The sequence below is a fragment of the Paenibacillus sp. FSL P2-0173 genome (genome assembly GCF_038008045.1).
GTDB lineage: Bacteria > Bacillota > Bacilli > Paenibacillales > Paenibacillaceae > Paenibacillus > Paenibacillus polymyxa_B.
Genome location: NZ_JBBOYK010000002.1, coordinates 973,269 through 988,849, shown reverse-complemented (window position 1 = coordinate 988,849; position 15,581 = coordinate 973,269). Strand labels below are relative to the sequence as shown.

Annotated in this window: 17 protein-coding genes, 6 tRNA genes and 1 riboswitch; of the genes, 17 read left to right on the top strand and 6 right to left on the bottom strand. The window is 45.9% G+C overall.

The window, feature by feature from the left end:
- Positions 1-208: 208 nt before the first annotated feature.
- The 4 genes from alr (at position 209) to MKX30_RS14885 (ending at position 4,739) form a co-directional block, all read left to right on the top strand.
- Positions 209-1,405, top strand: a complete 1,197-nt coding sequence (alr, locus tag MKX30_RS14900) for an alanine racemase (protein ID WP_028543050.1) — start codon at positions 209-211, stop codon at positions 1,403-1,405.
- Positions 1,406-1,698: 293 nt separating this feature from the next.
- Positions 1,699-1,980: a CopG family ribbon-helix-helix protein gene (locus tag MKX30_RS14895; RefSeq protein ID WP_007429334.1), complete on the top strand. Its 282-nt coding sequence runs from the start codon at positions 1,699-1,701 to the stop codon at positions 1,978-1,980.
- Positions 1,981-1,986: 6 nt separating this feature from the next.
- Positions 1,987-2,337 carry a type II toxin-antitoxin system PemK/MazF family toxin gene (locus MKX30_RS14890; protein ID WP_007429335.1) on the top strand — a complete coding sequence of 117 codons (351 nt, stop codon included), beginning with the start codon at positions 1,987-1,989 and terminating at the stop codon, positions 2,335-2,337.
- Between the two features lie 179 nt (positions 2,338-2,516).
- Entirely contained in the window at positions 2,517-4,739 is a 2,223-nt protein-coding gene (locus MKX30_RS14885; RefSeq protein WP_341062945.1) for a Tex family protein, read from the top strand.
- A 103-nt stretch (positions 4,740-4,842) separates the two neighbouring features.
- Here the strand turns inward: MKX30_RS14885 and cmpA are convergent, their stop codons facing one another.
- Positions 4,843-4,977 (bottom strand): cortex morphogenetic protein CmpA, encoded by a 135-nt coding sequence (gene cmpA / locus MKX30_RS14880; RefSeq protein WP_007429337.1) that lies wholly within the window; start codon positions 4,975-4,977, stop codon positions 4,843-4,845.
- 144 nt (positions 4,978-5,121) lie between these two features.
- Between cmpA and MKX30_RS14875 the strand changes: the two genes are divergently transcribed.
- The 3 genes from MKX30_RS14875 (at position 5,122) to MKX30_RS14865 (ending at position 5,856) form a co-directional block, all read left to right on the top strand.
- Positions 5,122-5,646: a SprT family protein gene (locus tag MKX30_RS14875; protein ID WP_053324897.1), complete on the top strand. Its 525-nt coding sequence runs from the start codon at positions 5,122-5,124 to the stop codon at positions 5,644-5,646.
- A 44-nt stretch (positions 5,647-5,690) separates the two neighbouring features.
- Positions 5,691-5,766 (top strand) — tRNA-Asn (locus MKX30_RS14870).
- 1 nt (position 5,767) lies between these two features.
- Positions 5,768-5,856, top strand: a tRNA-Ser gene (locus MKX30_RS14865).
- 178 nt (positions 5,857-6,034) lie between these two features.
- Here MKX30_RS14865 and MKX30_RS14860 read toward each other — a convergent pair.
- Together MKX30_RS14860 and MKX30_RS14855 are read right to left on the bottom strand one after the other, a co-directional pair.
- Positions 6,035-6,910: a Cof-type HAD-IIB family hydrolase gene (locus MKX30_RS14860; protein ID WP_023987597.1), complete on the bottom strand. Its 876-nt coding sequence runs from the start codon at positions 6,908-6,910 to the stop codon at positions 6,035-6,037.
- 69 nt (positions 6,911-6,979) lie between these two features.
- Positions 6,980-7,741: a DeoR/GlpR family DNA-binding transcription regulator gene (locus tag MKX30_RS14855; protein ID WP_013309250.1), complete on the bottom strand. Its 762-nt coding sequence runs from the start codon at positions 7,739-7,741 to the stop codon at positions 6,980-6,982.
- 244 nt (positions 7,742-7,985) lie between these two features.
- Here MKX30_RS14855 and MKX30_RS14850 point away from each other — a divergent pair.
- The 6 genes from MKX30_RS14850 (at position 7,986) to MKX30_RS14825 (ending at position 9,974) form a co-directional block, all read left to right on the top strand.
- A tRNA-Glu gene (locus MKX30_RS14850) sits at positions 7,986-8,057 on the top strand.
- Positions 8,058-8,143: 86 nt separating this feature from the next.
- Positions 8,144-8,219 (top strand) — tRNA-Lys (locus MKX30_RS14845).
- 15 nt (positions 8,220-8,234) lie between these two features.
- A tRNA-Leu gene (locus MKX30_RS14840) sits at positions 8,235-8,317 on the top strand.
- 163 nt (positions 8,318-8,480) lie between these two features.
- Complete coding sequence (locus MKX30_RS14835) at positions 8,481-8,936, top strand: MarR family winged helix-turn-helix transcriptional regulator (RefSeq protein ID WP_023987598.1); 456 nt, start codon at positions 8,481-8,483, stop codon at positions 8,934-8,936.
- Between the two features lie 185 nt (positions 8,937-9,121).
- Complete coding sequence (locus MKX30_RS14830; protein WP_069079636.1) at positions 9,122-9,496, top strand: helix-turn-helix domain-containing protein; 375 nt, start codon at positions 9,122-9,124, stop codon at positions 9,494-9,496.
- 94 nt (positions 9,497-9,590) lie between these two features.
- Positions 9,591-9,974: a helix-turn-helix domain-containing protein gene (locus MKX30_RS14825; protein WP_013309253.1), complete on the top strand. Its 384-nt coding sequence runs from the start codon at positions 9,591-9,593 to the stop codon at positions 9,972-9,974.
- Between the two features lie 96 nt (positions 9,975-10,070).
- On the opposite strand, the gene MKX30_RS14820 is transcribed toward MKX30_RS14825, so the two are convergent.
- Together MKX30_RS14820 and MKX30_RS14815 are read right to left on the bottom strand one after the other, a co-directional pair.
- A complete protein-coding gene (locus tag MKX30_RS14820) occupies positions 10,071-10,319 on the bottom strand; it encodes a hypothetical protein (RefSeq protein WP_013309254.1) in 249 nt (82 codons plus the stop codon).
- A gap of 296 nt (positions 10,320-10,615) precedes the next feature.
- The gene (locus MKX30_RS14815) at positions 10,616-11,353 is read right to left on the bottom strand and encodes an urease accessory protein UreF (protein ID WP_028543043.1); all 738 of its coding nucleotides are present in this window, start codon (positions 11,351-11,353) and stop codon (positions 10,616-10,618) included.
- A gap of 262 nt (positions 11,354-11,615) precedes the next feature.
- Here MKX30_RS14815 and MKX30_RS14810 point away from each other — a divergent pair.
- Positions 11,616-11,698, top strand: a tRNA-Leu gene (locus MKX30_RS14810).
- Between the two features lie 145 nt (positions 11,699-11,843).
- Here MKX30_RS14810 and MKX30_RS14805 read toward each other — a convergent pair.
- Positions 11,844-12,329, bottom strand: a complete 486-nt coding sequence (locus MKX30_RS14805; RefSeq protein WP_023987602.1) for a glutathione peroxidase — start codon at positions 12,327-12,329, stop codon at positions 11,844-11,846.
- 466 nt (positions 12,330-12,795) lie between these two features.
- Positions 12,796-12,968, top strand: a riboswitch (cyclic di-AMP (ydaO/yuaA leader).
- Positions 12,969-13,083: 115 nt separating this feature from the next.
- On the opposite strand from MKX30_RS14805, the gene MKX30_RS14800 reads away from it, so the two are divergent.
- The 3 genes from MKX30_RS14800 to kdpA all read left to right on the top strand — a co-directional run bounded on the left by MKX30_RS14800 (position 13,084) and on the right by kdpA (position 15,568).
- Positions 13,084-13,479 carry a hypothetical protein gene (locus MKX30_RS14800; protein ID WP_023987603.1) on the top strand — a complete coding sequence of 132 codons (396 nt, stop codon included), beginning with the start codon at positions 13,084-13,086 and terminating at the stop codon, positions 13,477-13,479.
- A gap of 183 nt (positions 13,480-13,662) precedes the next feature.
- A complete protein-coding gene (locus MKX30_RS27405) occupies positions 13,663-13,740 on the top strand; it encodes a potassium-transporting ATPase subunit F (RefSeq protein WP_071559652.1) in 78 nt (25 codons plus the stop codon).
- A gap of 151 nt (positions 13,741-13,891) precedes the next feature.
- Positions 13,892-15,568: a potassium-transporting ATPase subunit KdpA gene (gene kdpA, locus MKX30_RS14795; protein ID WP_053324899.1), complete on the top strand. Its 1,677-nt coding sequence runs from the start codon at positions 13,892-13,894 to the stop codon at positions 15,566-15,568.
- Positions 15,569-15,581 lie beyond the last annotated feature (13 nt).

Here is a 15,581-nt window from a genome sequence, read left to right as displayed (position 1 = left end):
CGCCCGTATCCGTCTTTTGTTCATTCGCGGTCTAGGATGTGCACCGCTTGTATGTCGTGTTCATTGTAGAGGATGCAGGCAAACGTCTCCTGCCATTGACAGCCACGTTTTTGAACATTACCATTAACCTTTGGAAGCAAGAACTTTGCCACACTCCGAATGGTAAAAGGTTATGTTACAGGCTAACAATTGAAGAAGGTGACTGGATTTGCAAGCACAATACAGATCGACCCGGGCCGAAATCAACCTGGATCACCTTGGCGCCAACTATGAAGCTTTTCGCAAGGCATTGCCAGCGGATAAGCTGATACTGGTCTGTGTCAAGGCTAATGCCTACGGACACGGTGCCGTGGAAATTTCAAAGGAATTGGAACGCCTTGGTGCGGATTATTTGAGCGTCGCTTTTCTGGATGAAGCGTTGGAGCTTCGTCATGCGGGGGTTCAGCTACCGATTCTTGTACTCGGCTATACCTCACCGGAAGCTGTACAAACGGCTTGGGAGCATGATATCTCATTGACTGTGTTCAGTGAAGAAGTGCTGGAGGGTATCCGCAGACTGGACCGCCAAGGAAACGAACGCAAGCTGAAGGTGCACATCAAAATAGACAGTGGCATGGGAAGACTGGGTTTGCTGCCTGGAGAAGAGGCTATGGCTTTTGTCCGGCAGGCTCACGAATTAGAGCAGGTGCTGCTGGAAGGCATGTACACCCATTTTGCCCGCGCGGATGAAGAAGACAAAAGCTATACACTGCTGCAATATGATCGGTTTCGGGGCGTGGCGGAAGCGCTAAGGGAACAAGGTATTACCATTCCCATTATACATACGGGCAATAGCGCCGCCACCATTGATACCCCTTCTCTTTCCCCCAATATGGTGCGGATTGGTATCAGTATATACGGTCTGTATCCGTCTGATGAGGTTAATCGGCAAGCCATTGAGCTGCTGCCTGTATTGTCATTGAAGACGGCGGTGGTTTACACCAAAACGCTTCCTCCCGGCTGGGGAGTTAGTTATGGCACCCGGTATGTAACCTCCAGTGAAGAACGGATCGGTACACTGCCAATCGGCTATGCGGATGGATACTCCCGCATGCTGAGTGGGAAGATCGAAGTGTTGATACGCGGTCGCCGCGTCCCGGTACTCGGTACGATTTGCATGGACCAGTGTATGGTATCCTTACAATCTTTCGCAGAAGATGCGGAAGAAATCCAAACCGGCGAAGAGGTTGTTCTCATCGGCCAGCAGTCCGGCGAAACTATCGCGGCGGATGAGTTGGCATCCAAGCTTGGTACGATCCACTATGAGGTGATCTGCATGATCGCAGATAGGGTACCGCGTGTATACACACGAGGTCATGTTCCTGTTGTTCGAGTGAACTCGCTTCTTCCAACCCGCTGGAATTAATTTCATAACGCAAATTACCGAATAAAAGCAGGAGTTTTCGCAGAACGTCCCGAAATATGTACAAAGGAAAGAAAAGAGCGCTATAACTGTCAAAAGACGCATCAGGCTCCGCTGACACTTGTATTTCGGGGATCAAACGCCTGTACGAAAACGAACTGCGTAGTTTATAATGGAATGCAGCATAGATGATATACGAATATCATATACATTCTCTTGTATTCCGTTTGAATAAATTACCGGGAATAACGTTATAATGGTACAATGGCGACAAGGTTTTGGGGGTGGAAGAGAAGTTGGCCAATTTGCAGAACACCAAAAGAATAATGATCAGTTTGCCAGATCATCTCTTGCAGGAAGTGGACGGGATCGTAGCTATGGAAAATTCCAACCGCAGTGAATTTATCAGGCAGGCCATGAAGCTGTATGTAGGCGAACGTAAAAAACGTTACATTCGTGAAGCTATGCAGCGTGGATACATGGAAATGGCTAAAATTAACTTAACCATGGCATCCGAAGCCTTTCACGCGGAGGAAGATGCAAACAGCACCTTGGGCCGTACAGTTAGCGGGGTGTAATCCATATTGATCGTAAAGCGCGGCGACGTTTTTTTTGCAGACCTTTCACCCGTAGTCGGTTCCGAGCAAGGTGGCGTCAGACCTGTGCTGATCATTCAAAATGATATCGGCAACCGGTTTAGTCCTACTGTGATCGTAGCAGCTATCACCGCTCAGATTCAGAAGGCAAAGCTGCCTACACACGTGGAAATCGACGCGGCGACGCATGGCTTTGATCGTGATTCTGTTGTTCTTCTGGAGCAAATTCGGACGATCGACAAGCAAAGGCTTACCGACAAAATCACCCATTTAGATGAAGAAACCATGCGCAAAGTGAGCGATTCGCTACAAATCAGTCTCGGTTTGATTGATTTTTAGCGTGATGGAACGACGAGTGAAACGGGAAAAGGGCAGCGCTTGGGCGCTGCCCTTTTGCGTGTCCAATGAAAAATGCAGGTAGGGCTTGCTTTAACGTCACCTGCTGGCGCTTTGAATCTTTTTTTGTGATAATGAAAGACATGGTGTACGACAAGAGCTGTGAGGAAGAAGGGATAGGTTTGTCTAACGAGGAAACGAAGACGGAAATCCGGCAGGAGCCGAACGAAGCAGAACGCCAAGAGCGGATTGTCAAACAAGTGGCGAGAGAGCTGTCGCTGGCACTCAAGCAAATCCGGACAACGATCAGTTTGTTGGATGAAGGGAATACAATTCCTTTTATCGCGCGTTATCGTAAGGAAATGACAGGAGAGCTGGATGAAAATCAGCTGCGTGAAATTGAAGATCGTGTGGTGTATTTGCGTAATCTGGAAGATCGTAAGGTAGAGGTCATCCGCATTATTGATGAGCAGGGCAAGCTGACGGAAGACCTGCAGGCTGCTATCACCTCTGCGGTTAAACTTCAGGAAGTGGAGGATCTGTATCGTCCGTATCGGCAAAAACGAAAAACCCGCGCCAGTGTAGCAAAGGAACGGGGACTGGAGCCGCTGTCCATCTGGATCTGGAGCCAGCCGAAACAGGGCGATGCTCTGAAAGAAGCCGAGTCCTATGTAAATGCGGAACTGGGAGTGGACAGCGCCGAGGCGGCCATCCAAGGAGCCTTGGACATTTTAGCTGAAAATATAGCGGATGATGCGTCTATTCGCCAATGGGTACGCCGATACACGCTGGACCATGGTATGTTGACCTCCGAAGCGAAGGACGCGGAGCAAGAATCCGTGTATGAGAACTACTACAGCTATCGTGAGCTCGCTAAGAAAATGCCACCTCACCGTATTCTGGCGATTAATCGCGGGGAGCGGGAAGGCATTCTTAAGGTTGGTCTGGAGGTAGCGCCAGATTCCATTTACAATTACGTGGCTGGCCAAGTGATTAAAGGATCGTCTGTCGTGCAAGATCTGCTGCGCAGTGTCATTGAGGATGCGTATAAAAGACTTATCGCGCCATCTATCGAGCGTGAAGTACGCGCTGAAATGACGGAGAAGGGCGAGCAGCAGGCCATCTCCATTTTTGCAGGCAACTTGCGCAGCCTGTTGCTACAGGCTCCGATCAAGGGCCGACGTGTGCTCGGTGTCGATCCGGCCTATCGGACAGGCTGTAAGCTGGCGGCTGTCGATGACACCGGCAAGCTGCTCGAAGTGGCTGTGACGTATCCGACACCGCCGAACAACAAGAAGCGCGAGGCTGCTGAAAAGTTCAAGCAGCTAATTGCCCAATATGGTATCGAATTGATTGTCATTGGTAACGGAACCGCTTCGCGCGAGACAGAGCAATTTGTAGCGGAAGTCATTGCGGACATTGGTGACAGCAGTCTAGCGTATCTGATCGTCAATGAGGCGGGCGCGAGCGTATACTCTGCCTCCAAGCTGGCACAGGAGGAATTTCCCGATTTGGACGTGGCTGAGCGCAGTGCGGCTTCCATCGCACGTCGTGTGCAGGACCCGCTGGCTGAGCTGGTCAAAATTGAGCCGAAGGCTATTGGTGTAGGCCAATACCAGCATGATGTGTCGCAGAAACATCTGGATGAAAGCTTAAAGGATGTTGTCGAATCAGCCGTTAACCATGTCGGTGTGGATGTGAATACGGCTTCCTCTGCGCTGTTATCCTATGTAGCGGGGATCAATGCGACGATTGCCAAAAACATCGTTAAGTACCGTGAGGAAAACGGTAAATTCAGCAACCGTCGTCAGTTGCAGAAGGTGCCGCGTCTTGGTGCAAAAACCTACGAGCAATCTGTAGGCTTTATCCGTATACCGGGTGGAGAAAATCCGCTGGACCGTACACCGATTCACCCTGAATCGTATGCTGTCGTAGACCGCCTGTTGGCGGAACTGAACATCAGCGCCCACGATCTGGGTACTAAGACTGCAATGGAAGCACTGAGCGTGTCCAACATTGACGAATTGGCTGCAAAGCTTGAAGTCGGCGTGCCAACACTGAAGGATATTCTGGACAGTCTCCAGCGTCCGGGCCGTGACCCGCGTGACGAGCTGCCGTTGCCTGTATTCCGCAAGGATGTGCTGAAGATCGAGGATCTCTCACCGGGTATGGAGCTTCAGGGAACCGTCCGCAATGTCATTGATTTCGGCGCATTTGTCGATATCGGTATTAAAAGTGACGGGTTGGTTCATATTTCACAGCTGCGCAGTGGCTTCGTAAAGCATCCGATGGATGTCGTATCTGTCGGTGATAACGTGACGGTGTGGGTGTTAAATGTTGATTTGAAAAAAGGCAGGGTTGGTCTGACGATGAAACCTCCTGCAGAGGCGCAATCGCAGGCATAATACTTTAAATAAAGCTGTACAACCTTCTTGTGAAGGTATAACAAAAGCCGGAATCTCCGAACTGATCGGAGATTCCGGCTTTCATTTTTGGATGCCTTAGCTTCTAACCGTTGTTGGCATCGAACTCCACGCCAGGTGCTTTATGATAAAAAAACCAACAATCGTTCAACAGTTTAATTTGGCGCCGGTCCTTTTTGTAAAAGGCCCGCATGAGCTGGTTGCTGAGCCATTGAGGCAAGCCGATCTCCTCCTCTGCGTTACTTCTGTATGTTTAGCATATGGGGTGGGTACCTAAAGTGTGCTTATGAATTGGGGGTTAGACTTCGGTCATTATTTTATAATATGCTTGTCAGTAAGGAGCAAAGGAGGAGAGACTGTTAGGATGGAGTCCAAGTCCCTGAGCAATTCAATGAACCATTCAATGAGCCGTTCTATGAGTAATGAAGAGCTTCAAGAATGGGTAGAGCGCATTTCGCTGGAGAGCTTCGGTGTGCCGTTTCGACATCAAGCCACCTTTAATGCGCGCCTGTCTTCCACAGGCGGTAGGTATTTTATGAAAAGTCATCATATTGAAATTAATCCACATCAACTCGCAGCTTACGGACGTTCTGAGGTGGAGAAAATTATTAAGCATGAGCTGTGCCATTATCATTTACATTTGCGAGGGATGGGCTATCAGCATCGAGATGCTGACTTCAAAGCATGGCTTGCCCGTGTAGGAGGGAGCAGGCATTGTCAGACTCTGCCAGGAAGAACGGAACGTAAGCCTCAGCCTTATCGTTACAAGCTAGTATGCGTTTCCTGTAAACAGGAGTATATGCGCAAGCGTAAGATGAATCCTCAGCGGTATCGCTGTGGGAAGTGTGGAGGTAAGCTTCGCCTGTTGGCACTTGACGGCACCCCCTGAATCATGGTAAATTAACCATACTGTATGATAATTTACAGTAATGTTCCCTGATAGCTCAGTTGGTAGAGCACTCGACTGTTAATCGAGTTGTCACAGGTTCGAGTCCTGTTCGGGGAGCCATGGAGAGGTACCCAAGTGGCTATAAGGGGACCCTCTGCTAAGGGGTTAGGCTGCGAAAGCGGTGCGAGGGTTCGAATCCCTCTCTCTCCGTTGGTATTTTAAGCAGAAAAAGGACGCTCGTATGCATTGTAATGATGCTTGCGAGCGTCCTTTTCGTCTATATCTGCTTTGAGAATAACGGTGGACTGAAATCGTTTAAATGGAGAGGCGGACGTGCTTCGTACAGCATGAAGCGACGTTAGCCTGTCTTGTACGCAGCCAATAACTTCTATTTCACGCTGTCAGCCTCGACTGTCTTGAGTATGTTCAACAGAGCATGAGCAACGCCATCTTCTGCATTAGTCAGAGTCACTTCGGAGCAGACGGCCTTGATGTCGTCTTTTGCATTGCCCATGGCAATGCCTGTTCCTACCATCGTCAGCATGGAGATATCGTTGTAGCTGTCCCCAATCGCTACGGCTTCCTGCATGGGAATGCTCAGATGATTCGCCAGATAACGCAATGCATTACCTTTAGACGCATCCCTATGCTCGACTTCAAAGTTACGGTCTGAAGAGATGACCATGTTCAGGCCCTGAAAACCTCGGTAACGTTCACGGCCCCAATCCAATTTGGCTTGATCAAAGGAGAAACAGAGCACGTTATAAATCTCTACATCCAGTGGAATGTCCTCATATGAAGCGATGCGAGTATGTCCGGTCTGTTCATATTGTTTTTCAGCTGCATGTAATAAAGTATCCAGCGAAATATCCGGGTTGGAGCTCAGCAAGCGGTCCATTTCAACAGCAAGCAGCTGATGTCCGTTTTGTGGAGAATAAATAGCGCGGTCTGTCATGACCTCATAGTAAAAGTCGTTGTCATGCAGCCAGCTCAGCACTTCAAACGTTTCACTGCGGCCCATAGGAGTAGAGGTTAACTGACGACGATGCACATCGTGTACGGTTGCGCCGTTTGCTCCAATGACGGGAGTTACAAGCTCTGCTTCCTCTAGCTTCGTCCAGGCGTCATAAGCAGCTCTACCAGTGGCAATTGTCACCTGAACGCCTTGCTGCTGTGCTTGGCGTATAGCCTCCGCGTTCACTTTGCTTATTTTTCCTTCCTCGTTCAGCAGTGTTCCATCCATATCAATCGCAAACAGTTTCATTTCTCTCCAGCTCCTGTCTTTCGATATCTCTGTGATAAATCTTGAGCTCTAGCTAAGCAGTTTCATATTTTATGAGGGTACAACAACTTCCACATCATAATGTTGCAAAATTTCCAGCATCGCTGGTTCTGGCAATCTGTCGGTGATCACGATATTAACTTCAGACAGATCGGCAAAACGATATGGAAAATTGATTCCGAATTTCGAATGGTCCGCAAGGATGATCACCTGATCTGCCTGTTTCATCATCTGATGCTTTAGCATGCCGTCTTCTTCATGAATCAGGCTTAGTCCGTGGGCAGATATACCACCAATCCCGATAAAGGCTTTGTCTACAAAATAGTGAGACAAAGTGGCGATCACGGAGGAGCCATATACATATCGGTGTTCTTTTTGCAGGCGGCCTCCCAGCAGATGAATGGAGACACCGTCTTTTCCAGATAGCACGTCAGCCTGATTGATTGAATTGGTGATGACCGAACATTCCTGCACATTCAGTCTTTCTGCACACGCCTGTACGGTGGTAGAGGAATCCAATATAATACGATCCTTATCTCGTACCATGCTGGCAGCCAGCTGTCCGATCACTTGTTTCTCCTCGGATACAGTAAGTAGTCTTTCATTATAATTTCCAATTGGATCGTGATGAAGTGTAGGGAGAAGAGCGCCGCCGCGGGTGCGAATAATTTTTTGATGCTCTTCAAGTTTTACGAGGTCTCGACGGGCCGTATCTCGTGAAACATTAAAAAATTCACAAATATCATCCACCGAAATACGCTTATGAAGCTGTAAGTAATCAACGATTTTTAACATTCGTTCTTCCTGATACATAAAAAGCTCCTCTGATATATAATTATTTCGGTATCTCGTAAGTGATTATAAGTAAATACAAGTGATATTGCAATCATTTATCGCTGTTTTCAGGATTTTAGTGATTTTAGATAAGGTATTGTAAGTAAATGCGAATTTTGTGCTTATAAAAACTGCTTTTTTAAAAATTTTAGAAATAAGTATTGCCATTCGTTATTCTATTTGATATACTCTTTCTTGTCGCCAAGTTGGCGTATAATAATAAGGCCCGTTGGTCAAGGGGTTAAGACACCTCCCTTTCACGGAGGTAACAGGGGTTCGAATCCCCTACGGGTCATTGTTGTCTTTATAGACTACATGTTGCATGCTTAAGGGAAATTCCTGAGGTCTGGTCTAATGGCGGACAGCTTGGATGAACAGCATGAGCCATTAGCTCAGTTGGTAGAGCACCTGACTTTTAATCAGGGTGTCGAAGGTTCGAGTCCTTCATGGCTCACCATTTATATTTTGTTATGCGGTCGTGGTGGAATGGCAGACACGCTATCTTGAGGGGGTAGTGAGCGTACGCTCGTGGAGGTTCGAGTCCTCTCGACCGCATCAATGGAATAAACGGAAAAGTCTCTCGCGGTAGAGGCTTTTTTTATTTGTGTAGTGATGTAATAAAGTAATGATTATGATGAAATAATGATTCCATAGTATAATATAATGCCATAATGTTATAGAATGATAAGTATAAACTTATGAAGTGACGGTGAAAAATATGGACACTCAACTGTTAGGAAATATATCAGAAAATATTTTGGGCTTGTTTCCGATTGTGAAGAAGAAATTTTTCACCTACGGTCCGCTCGATTTCCCATTACACTTGTCGCCTAATAACTTTCAAGTGCTCATGCTTCTGCGTGAAGTGCGTTCGTCTACAGTATCCGATTTGTCCAAACAACTTAATGTCTCACGTCCAAACATGACTCCTCTTCTGGATAAGTTGGTGGAGCATGGGTTGGCTGACCGCCAATCGTGTGATTCGGATCGCAGAGTCGTGAATGTGGCGATTACACAGGAAGGCGATGCTTTTTGTGAACAGGTATTTCATACCTTCTCCAATAAAATTCAAGAAAGACTGGTGTATTTGCCAGAAGAAGATTTATTGCATCTGAGTGAAACTTTGAATGAATTGAAGCATATCTTACTTAAAATCGACAACTCTGCTACGTGATTGGCGTAAGTGAACTGGCTTAAAGACCGCCCTTTCTTCGGAAAACAGGCGGTTTTTGTTGCGTGTTGTGGTATAATGGAAACCAACATACATAATTCGGTAATTTTAGCATACGTGATCTTTGAAATGGGAACAGAGAACATGATATCGTTATTTGAGAGCCTGCTAGGGAGGAAGGAACTTCTATGCAATCTATTTACCATCGCATTGAGGAACTCATCAAGGAACGGGGAATGACGAAAAAGGCGTTCTGCCAGCAGTTAGGCATTAGTACAGGGAACTTCGGGGATTGGAAAAGAGGAAAAACGACGCCGGGCACGAATAAACTCATTGAAATTGCTTCGTTTTTTGATGCCAGTCTGGATTGGATCATGCTGGGTCGAGATGTACAGGGTGAGGTGCTAAAGGAGTCGCAAGACCCTTATTTTTTTGGCGCTTCAGGGCAACTGAATTGCCAGGGGGAACCGCTTAGTGAGGCGGAAAGAAATTTTATACTTGAGTATATTGAATTTACCCGCTTTCGTAAAGAGAAAAACCAGCGCAATTCTACTATGAGGTAATGGTTGCTTAGGATTTGATGAGGATTACTAATGAGTAAGGCTTGAAAAATGAAAATTATTTCAGAAAAAGTTACTGTGTCGGAGGGGAAACATTTTGGGAGATCAAACTATTTATCAGCGGATTGAAGCTTTGATTAAGGATCGCGGAATGACCAAGAAGGCATTTTGTGAAAAACTTAAAATCAGTTCAGGGAATCTCGGTGATTGGAGAAGGGGTAAAACAACGCCGGGTACCACCCATTTGATTCAGATTTCGGACTTTTTTAATGTATCGCTCGATTGGTTAATGAAAGGGATTAAGCCAGGAGAAGGCGTACTTCAGGAGCAGAAGGCTGCTTATTTTTTTGGAGTGATGGGGCCACTGAATTGCCAGGCAGAAGATCTTGAGACGGAAGAACAGAATTTTATTTTAGAATATGTTGAATTTGCAAAATACCGTAAGCAAAAAAGTGAGAAGGATAAAACAAAGCCGGAATAATTTTTTGGCTAAAGATCGTCTGGGTTGAAGACCCGTAAACGAACGAGTGGGGTTCGCTTTACGGGTCTATTTGGTTTCTTGGTGATATGGAATGACCTATATGTAACTGGAATGCTTGTTAGGTTTAGAGTGCGGTGCCTCCTTATAGTCGTTATCGTCGATGTTCAGAATTGCAGCAACTTGTTTTCTGTACCTTTGTGCTTTGCGGGTGCCGTGAATCAGATTGGACAAGCGTGAAGGCGGAATATTGTGTGTCTCACAAAATGTTTTCTGATCCAGTCGAAGTTCGACAAGCCGTTGTTTGATGGCCCACCCGAAGGAGGTGACAGGCATTTTGTTATTCAAGAGAAATCGCCCCTTACGGATTCTTGCGGAATAATTGGTGTGTTATAATAATCATCAGTAAACATGTTAGAATTAACCATCTAACACTATGATACACTTTTATACGTGTTTTTACAATCGTAAATGCGTCATTTTGTTGAATTAATTACTTAATTAAGTGCTAGGTGGTTCTGATAATCCGTCTAGAGTCTGCTAATGCTGTGAATTGCGATTATATGTGGATAAAAAACACTCTGCCACCTGAGGAAAGGGACAGAGTGTTTTTGGTGTTGTGACCACATTGGCGAAACGACGCATCAGGGGGATGCTGGAAGGCGTTTGAATAGACCTGAGGAGGAAAACAGTCTAGGTTCATCCAATTGGTTATTATGGCTCATATAAAGAGGTAGAGTGATGTAGGAGCTGGACCAATGTCTGTGAAGAAAGCGACGCTGAGATGCAGTTGGCTCAGGTTGGTTAAGCTTCTTCCAGGCAGAGAGGAGCTCGCTTGTCATACGCTCCATAAGAGGGTTCTTTTCCTCATAAGGAGGATTGAGTAGTTTGAAGGCATCTTCCACACAGAAGGACACCGCTGCGCTAAGATAGCCGTGAACGGTCTGTTCTACATCGTTTCCGAGGAGGAAGTTAATCCAGGTGTGAACGGTAGCGAGTGTGCCAATCGCATTGTATTGAATGAGTATGGATTCCAACTGGTCAAATTCAAGCCAAGGATAAAGAGCCTTAGCGAGCTTGAGCAGACGCTGACCGGATAGACGAAACTCCTTCACATGCTGCCAGGAGGGACGTTGGGTATGCAGCATCTTATCAATGAGGGCGATCCGCCAACTGTCATTCTGCTGGATGGCGACATACAGACTTTTGATAGCCATGCCGTCAACGGTTGTAAATTGAGGATACAAATCATCCAGCATGTAATGTTCCAGGTCTTGTAGACTGTTCAAATGTCCGTTACGGGATAGTTTCTCCAGTCCGTTGAAACGGGTGAAGCCACCAACAGGTAGGGAAGGGTCCAACAATAATGCATAGTTCAGCAAGCGGTTGCCTTTATGCAGGGTGGTTCGCCTCCTCGAAGTGAATCCTTATGTTACGTTATTTCACTCTTTACTTGGGGGGACGAAAGATATTCGAAATATATGTAATATATATTTACATTTAAGTAGCTTTTGTGTCAAATTAAATATTCTTATCGCTCATATATGTTAGTTAAAATAACATATAAAATAATTATTATATTTTTGTTTACAAATAGTTGATGAGAGAGTATAATAAATCTGTTGCCTCATTACATTATGATTTGCGGTCGTGGTGGAATGGCAGACACGCTATCTTGAGGGGGTAGTGGGCGTACGCCCGTGGAGGTTCGAGTCCTCTCGACCGCATTATATGCAAGACTCAGTTAAAAAAGCATCCTGACACGGTTTACGTGAAGGGATGCTTTTTTTGTTAAGCATTTTTCGTTATATCCTTTTGCCACAGAACAACGGTAGACAACCGGTCGTTTATTAACTGTGATAAAGAAGGATGTCAGTTTTGCTGCAAAAGCTTCTCTATATCTCCCGCCAGCTTATCTGGAGTGGTTTGCGGTGCATAGCGCTTAAATACGTTACCTTCTCGTGTAATTAAGAATTTAGTAAAATTCCATTTGATCGCTTTGGACCCTAATACCCCCGGAGCAGTTTGGGTCAGGTAACGAAATAAGGGGTGCGCTTGATCGCCATTGACATCTGTCTTGGCGAACATCGGAAAGGTAACACCATAATTGATCTGGCAAAACTCGGAAATCTCCTCGCTGGAACCTGGCTCTTGTTTGGCAAATTGGTTGCTGGGAAATCCCAAAATTTCGAGCCCCTGTTCATGGTACTGGTCATATAGCTCTTGTAGCGCTTTGTATTGGGGGGTTAACCCACATTTGCTGGCAGTGTTCACGATAAGCAGAACGTTCCCTTCATATGTGGATAACGGAATTTGTTTCCCTTGCAGGGTGTGCGCATCATATTCATAAACGGTCATAGTATCTCTCCTTATTCAATATTCAGCAATTAAATTGTAAGCAATTAAAATCGAGGTTGCAAGTTTTGAAAAGCTGTATCAAGCCTTTAGCCGCTGTAAAATCGTATTTTGTTCAAAACAGTAAATCGCACCGCAAATGGAGCGAATTAAGGTGTTTCTTCTTATAAAAGCGGGTTCAATCGGTGTTTAGCTGGTACATATAGCGTATTTTCTTCTCTTTTTACAAAAAAAGGCCAAAAACGCCCTACCCTACGCCAATATTGACATGCTTGTCATTTTCGAAAAGGGATGAAAAACAGAGATTGAAGGAGCTGTGAGAAGCATAGTTGCATTGTAAGCGCTATTATTAATATCCTAGGCTCTAAAGGCCGATTTATAACCCCGCAGTTGAGCTTTACAGTCTTCCATGCGCGGGTGTATGATTCAAGACGTAATTTCAAATTAACTTGAATGAAGCAACAACGAAATGTCTATAGCGCTGAATTTTGCAGTTGCAAAAGCGGGGGAACCAATCGAGATTGTACGGCTTCGGAAGCCGTGTGTCTCATGGGGTGAATTTTCAGGTCAAGTGCCAGAAATAGGGCGACTCTCACGTCCGAATCCGACAGCTAACCTCGTAAGCGTACAGGGAGAGGCAACAAACCGCCGTGTGCAGCCATGGTTTATTTTATCATGGATATGTAAGAAGCCGGAGGAAAGCCTTTTTCCTTCGGCTTCTTTTTGTTGTCTTTTTATACCGGGAGAGGAGCTACTGATGGAAGGTCGGTTAATTATTGTCACTGCACCGAATGAAGCGGGCAGAAGTTTTGTGAAATTGCTTATTTTCAAAAAATTGGCGTTTGCAGTTCTCACGAATAGCGCCCAGGAGGAACGACAGCTCAAAAAAATGGGTGTGGAGCACATTGTCCGCATCAATACCATGCAAGCAGGAAAATGGAATTTTCCAAAAAAAGAAATTGGTAGTGTGTATTTGTTCGAGAACAGCTTGAATCTGACGTGCCGTTTCCTGCAAATATGTCGGCCGCTAACATCGGAATCGATCTATGTTATTACGCACGGCTGTAATCCACAAGGAATTTATCGGGGATTGGGAGCGGATCATGTGATCTACACATTGAACGGAGAGGTGGGTTTTCTGCTGAACGGATAAGCACTTATAACATAGTTGTTTTATGATTTTATGATCAAATAAGAATGGCGATCTGAGGACCGATACGGAGGGTATAAACATGATGGATATATACATGCTGCTCGTCATGGCTGTGAGTTATGGAGTGATACTGCTGTTTGTACGCTGGTGTGATGCGCAGACCTCTAAAGGAGGACGAAGAGGATGATCGTTATACTTGGACTTACGGCTATTGTGTTTATGTATTTAATCTACGCACTCCTGAACCCTGAAAAGTTCTAATCAGCTATAGGGGATAGAGCGGGCGGGAACAACAGATCTGAATATTAAGCATCATAGGTAGCAGGTTTTCGCAAACGTGTGCACACGTTTGGTGCTCTGGAAGCAGGTCTGTTGTTCCAAACGCAGGAGCATTTTGAAGGAGGAATAAAGGATGGAGCTGCTTCAAATTGGAATTGTGATCGTCATATTGCTGCTCTTGGTAAAGCCAGTGGGCACCTATATGTATCATGTATTCTCGAATGAACCCAATCGGACGGATCGGATTTTTGGCGGAACAGAAAAGCTGATTTATAAGATAGTAGGATTGAAGAAGCTGGAGAGCATGCGTTGGACTACGTATGTTATGAGTTTCATTGCAACGAATGTCGTGCTTGTGGCGATCAGCTACTTGCTGTTGCGTTTACAGGGAATGCTTCCCGGTAATCCGGCTGGAAACAGTAATATGGAAGCATCACTAGCTTTTAATACGGTAATCAGCTTTATGACGAATACGAATCTCCAACATTATAGCGGAGAAAGCGGGCTTACGTATCTGACACAGATGGCGTTCGTCACGATGATGATGTTCACTTCGGCTGCTTCCGGTTTTGCGGTTGCTGCGGCTTTTATGAGAGGATTGACGCGGCGCGGTGAAGGGATGGGCAATTTCTTTCAAGATTTTATTAAAGCCATTATAAGGATTTTCCTGCCGCTGGCCTTTGTGCTTACGCTGGTGCTGGTTGGATTGAAGGTACCACAGACGCTACAGCCTACGGCGGATCTTACGACGCTGAGCGGAACACAGCAGCAGATTTCTATGGGGCCCATTGCTTCTCTGGAGTCCATCAAGCATTTGGGGACGAATGGAGGCGGTTATGCGGGAGCTAACTCTGCGCATCCTTTTGAAAATCCAAGTCCTTGGACGAACGTGCTGGAAATTTTGGCAATGTGGATAATGCCGGCTTCGTTGCCGTATACCTTTGGATTGTTTGCCCGTAATCGTAAGCAGGGCTGGATTATTTTTAGCTCCATGATGGTATTGTTTCTTATTTTTCTATCTATTACGTACGTGTCTGAAAAGACAGGTAACCCGTTAATCCAGACACTGGGTGTGGATGCTTCTCAAGGAAGCATGGAAGGGAAAGAGGTTCGTTTCGGCATTGGACAATCGGCTTTATTCACTGCGGTCACAACAGCGGCAACGACAGGTTCGGTCAATAATATGCATGATACACTAACCCCACTGGGTGGCATGGCTGCTTTGGGAGAAATGATGCTAAACGTCATTTTTGGCGGCAAGGGTGTCGGGCTGATGAATATGCTGATGTATGCGATTCTGGGTGTGTTTATATGCGGACTGATGGTCGGGAGAACTCCGGAATTTATGGGAAGGAAAATTGAAGGCAAGGAAATGAAGCTGATCGCGATTGCCATTTTGGTACATCCGTTCCTCATTCTCGCCCCAACTGCGCTTGCGTTTATGAGTCATTGGGGATACGACGCGGTCACTAACCCTGGCTATCACGGGTTGACTCAGGTGCTCTATGAATATGCGTCATCTGCTGCAAATAACGGTTCGGGATTTGAAGGTCTTTCGGATAACAACGTATTCTGGAACATGACAACGGGGCTGGTTATGTTCTTCGGACGATATGTATCTATGATTGCATTGTTGGCTGTGGCGGCTTCATTGAATGCCAAAGCACCGACTCCGGTGACGACGGGGACACTGCGTACGGACAACAAGTTATTTGGAGCCATTCTGATCGGGGTCGTGCTGCTGATTGGTGCGTTGACCTTTTTACCCGTTATCGTATTGGGACCTGTTGCTGAATTTTTGACCATGTGAAGAAGAAAATGAG

Bases quoted from the DNA above. Each gene is read 5' to 3' on its own strand.
- MKX30_RS14875 (WP_053324897.1), top strand. From the start codon at position 5,122: ATGGAGTCCAAGTCCCTGAGCAATTCAATGAACCATTCAATGAGCCGT.
- MKX30_RS27405 (WP_071559652.1), top strand. From the start codon at position 13,663: ATGATCGTTATACTTGGACTTACGGCTATTGTGTTTATGTATTTAATC.
- MKX30_RS14800 (WP_023987603.1), top strand. From the start codon at position 13,084: ATGGAAGGTCGGTTAATTATTGTCACTGCACCGAATGAAGCGGGCAGA.
- kdpA (WP_053324899.1), top strand. From the start codon at position 13,892: ATGGAGCTGCTTCAAATTGGAATTGTGATCGTCATATTGCTGCTCTTG.
- MKX30_RS14835 (WP_023987598.1), top strand. From the start codon at position 8,481: ATGGACACTCAACTGTTAGGAAATATATCAGAAAATATTTTGGGCTTG.
- MKX30_RS14855 (WP_013309250.1), bottom strand. From the start codon at position 7,741: ATGTATCAGGAAGAACGAATGTTAAAAATCGTTGATTACTTACAGCTT.
- MKX30_RS14830 (WP_069079636.1), top strand. From the start codon at position 9,122: ATGCAATCTATTTACCATCGCATTGAGGAACTCATCAAGGAACGGGGA.
- MKX30_RS14860 (WP_023987597.1), bottom strand. From the start codon at position 6,910: ATGAAACTGTTTGCGATTGATATGGATGGAACACTGCTGAACGAGGAA.
- MKX30_RS14805 (WP_023987602.1), bottom strand. From the start codon at position 12,329: ATGACCGTTTATGAATATGATGCGCACACCCTGCAAGGGAAACAAATT.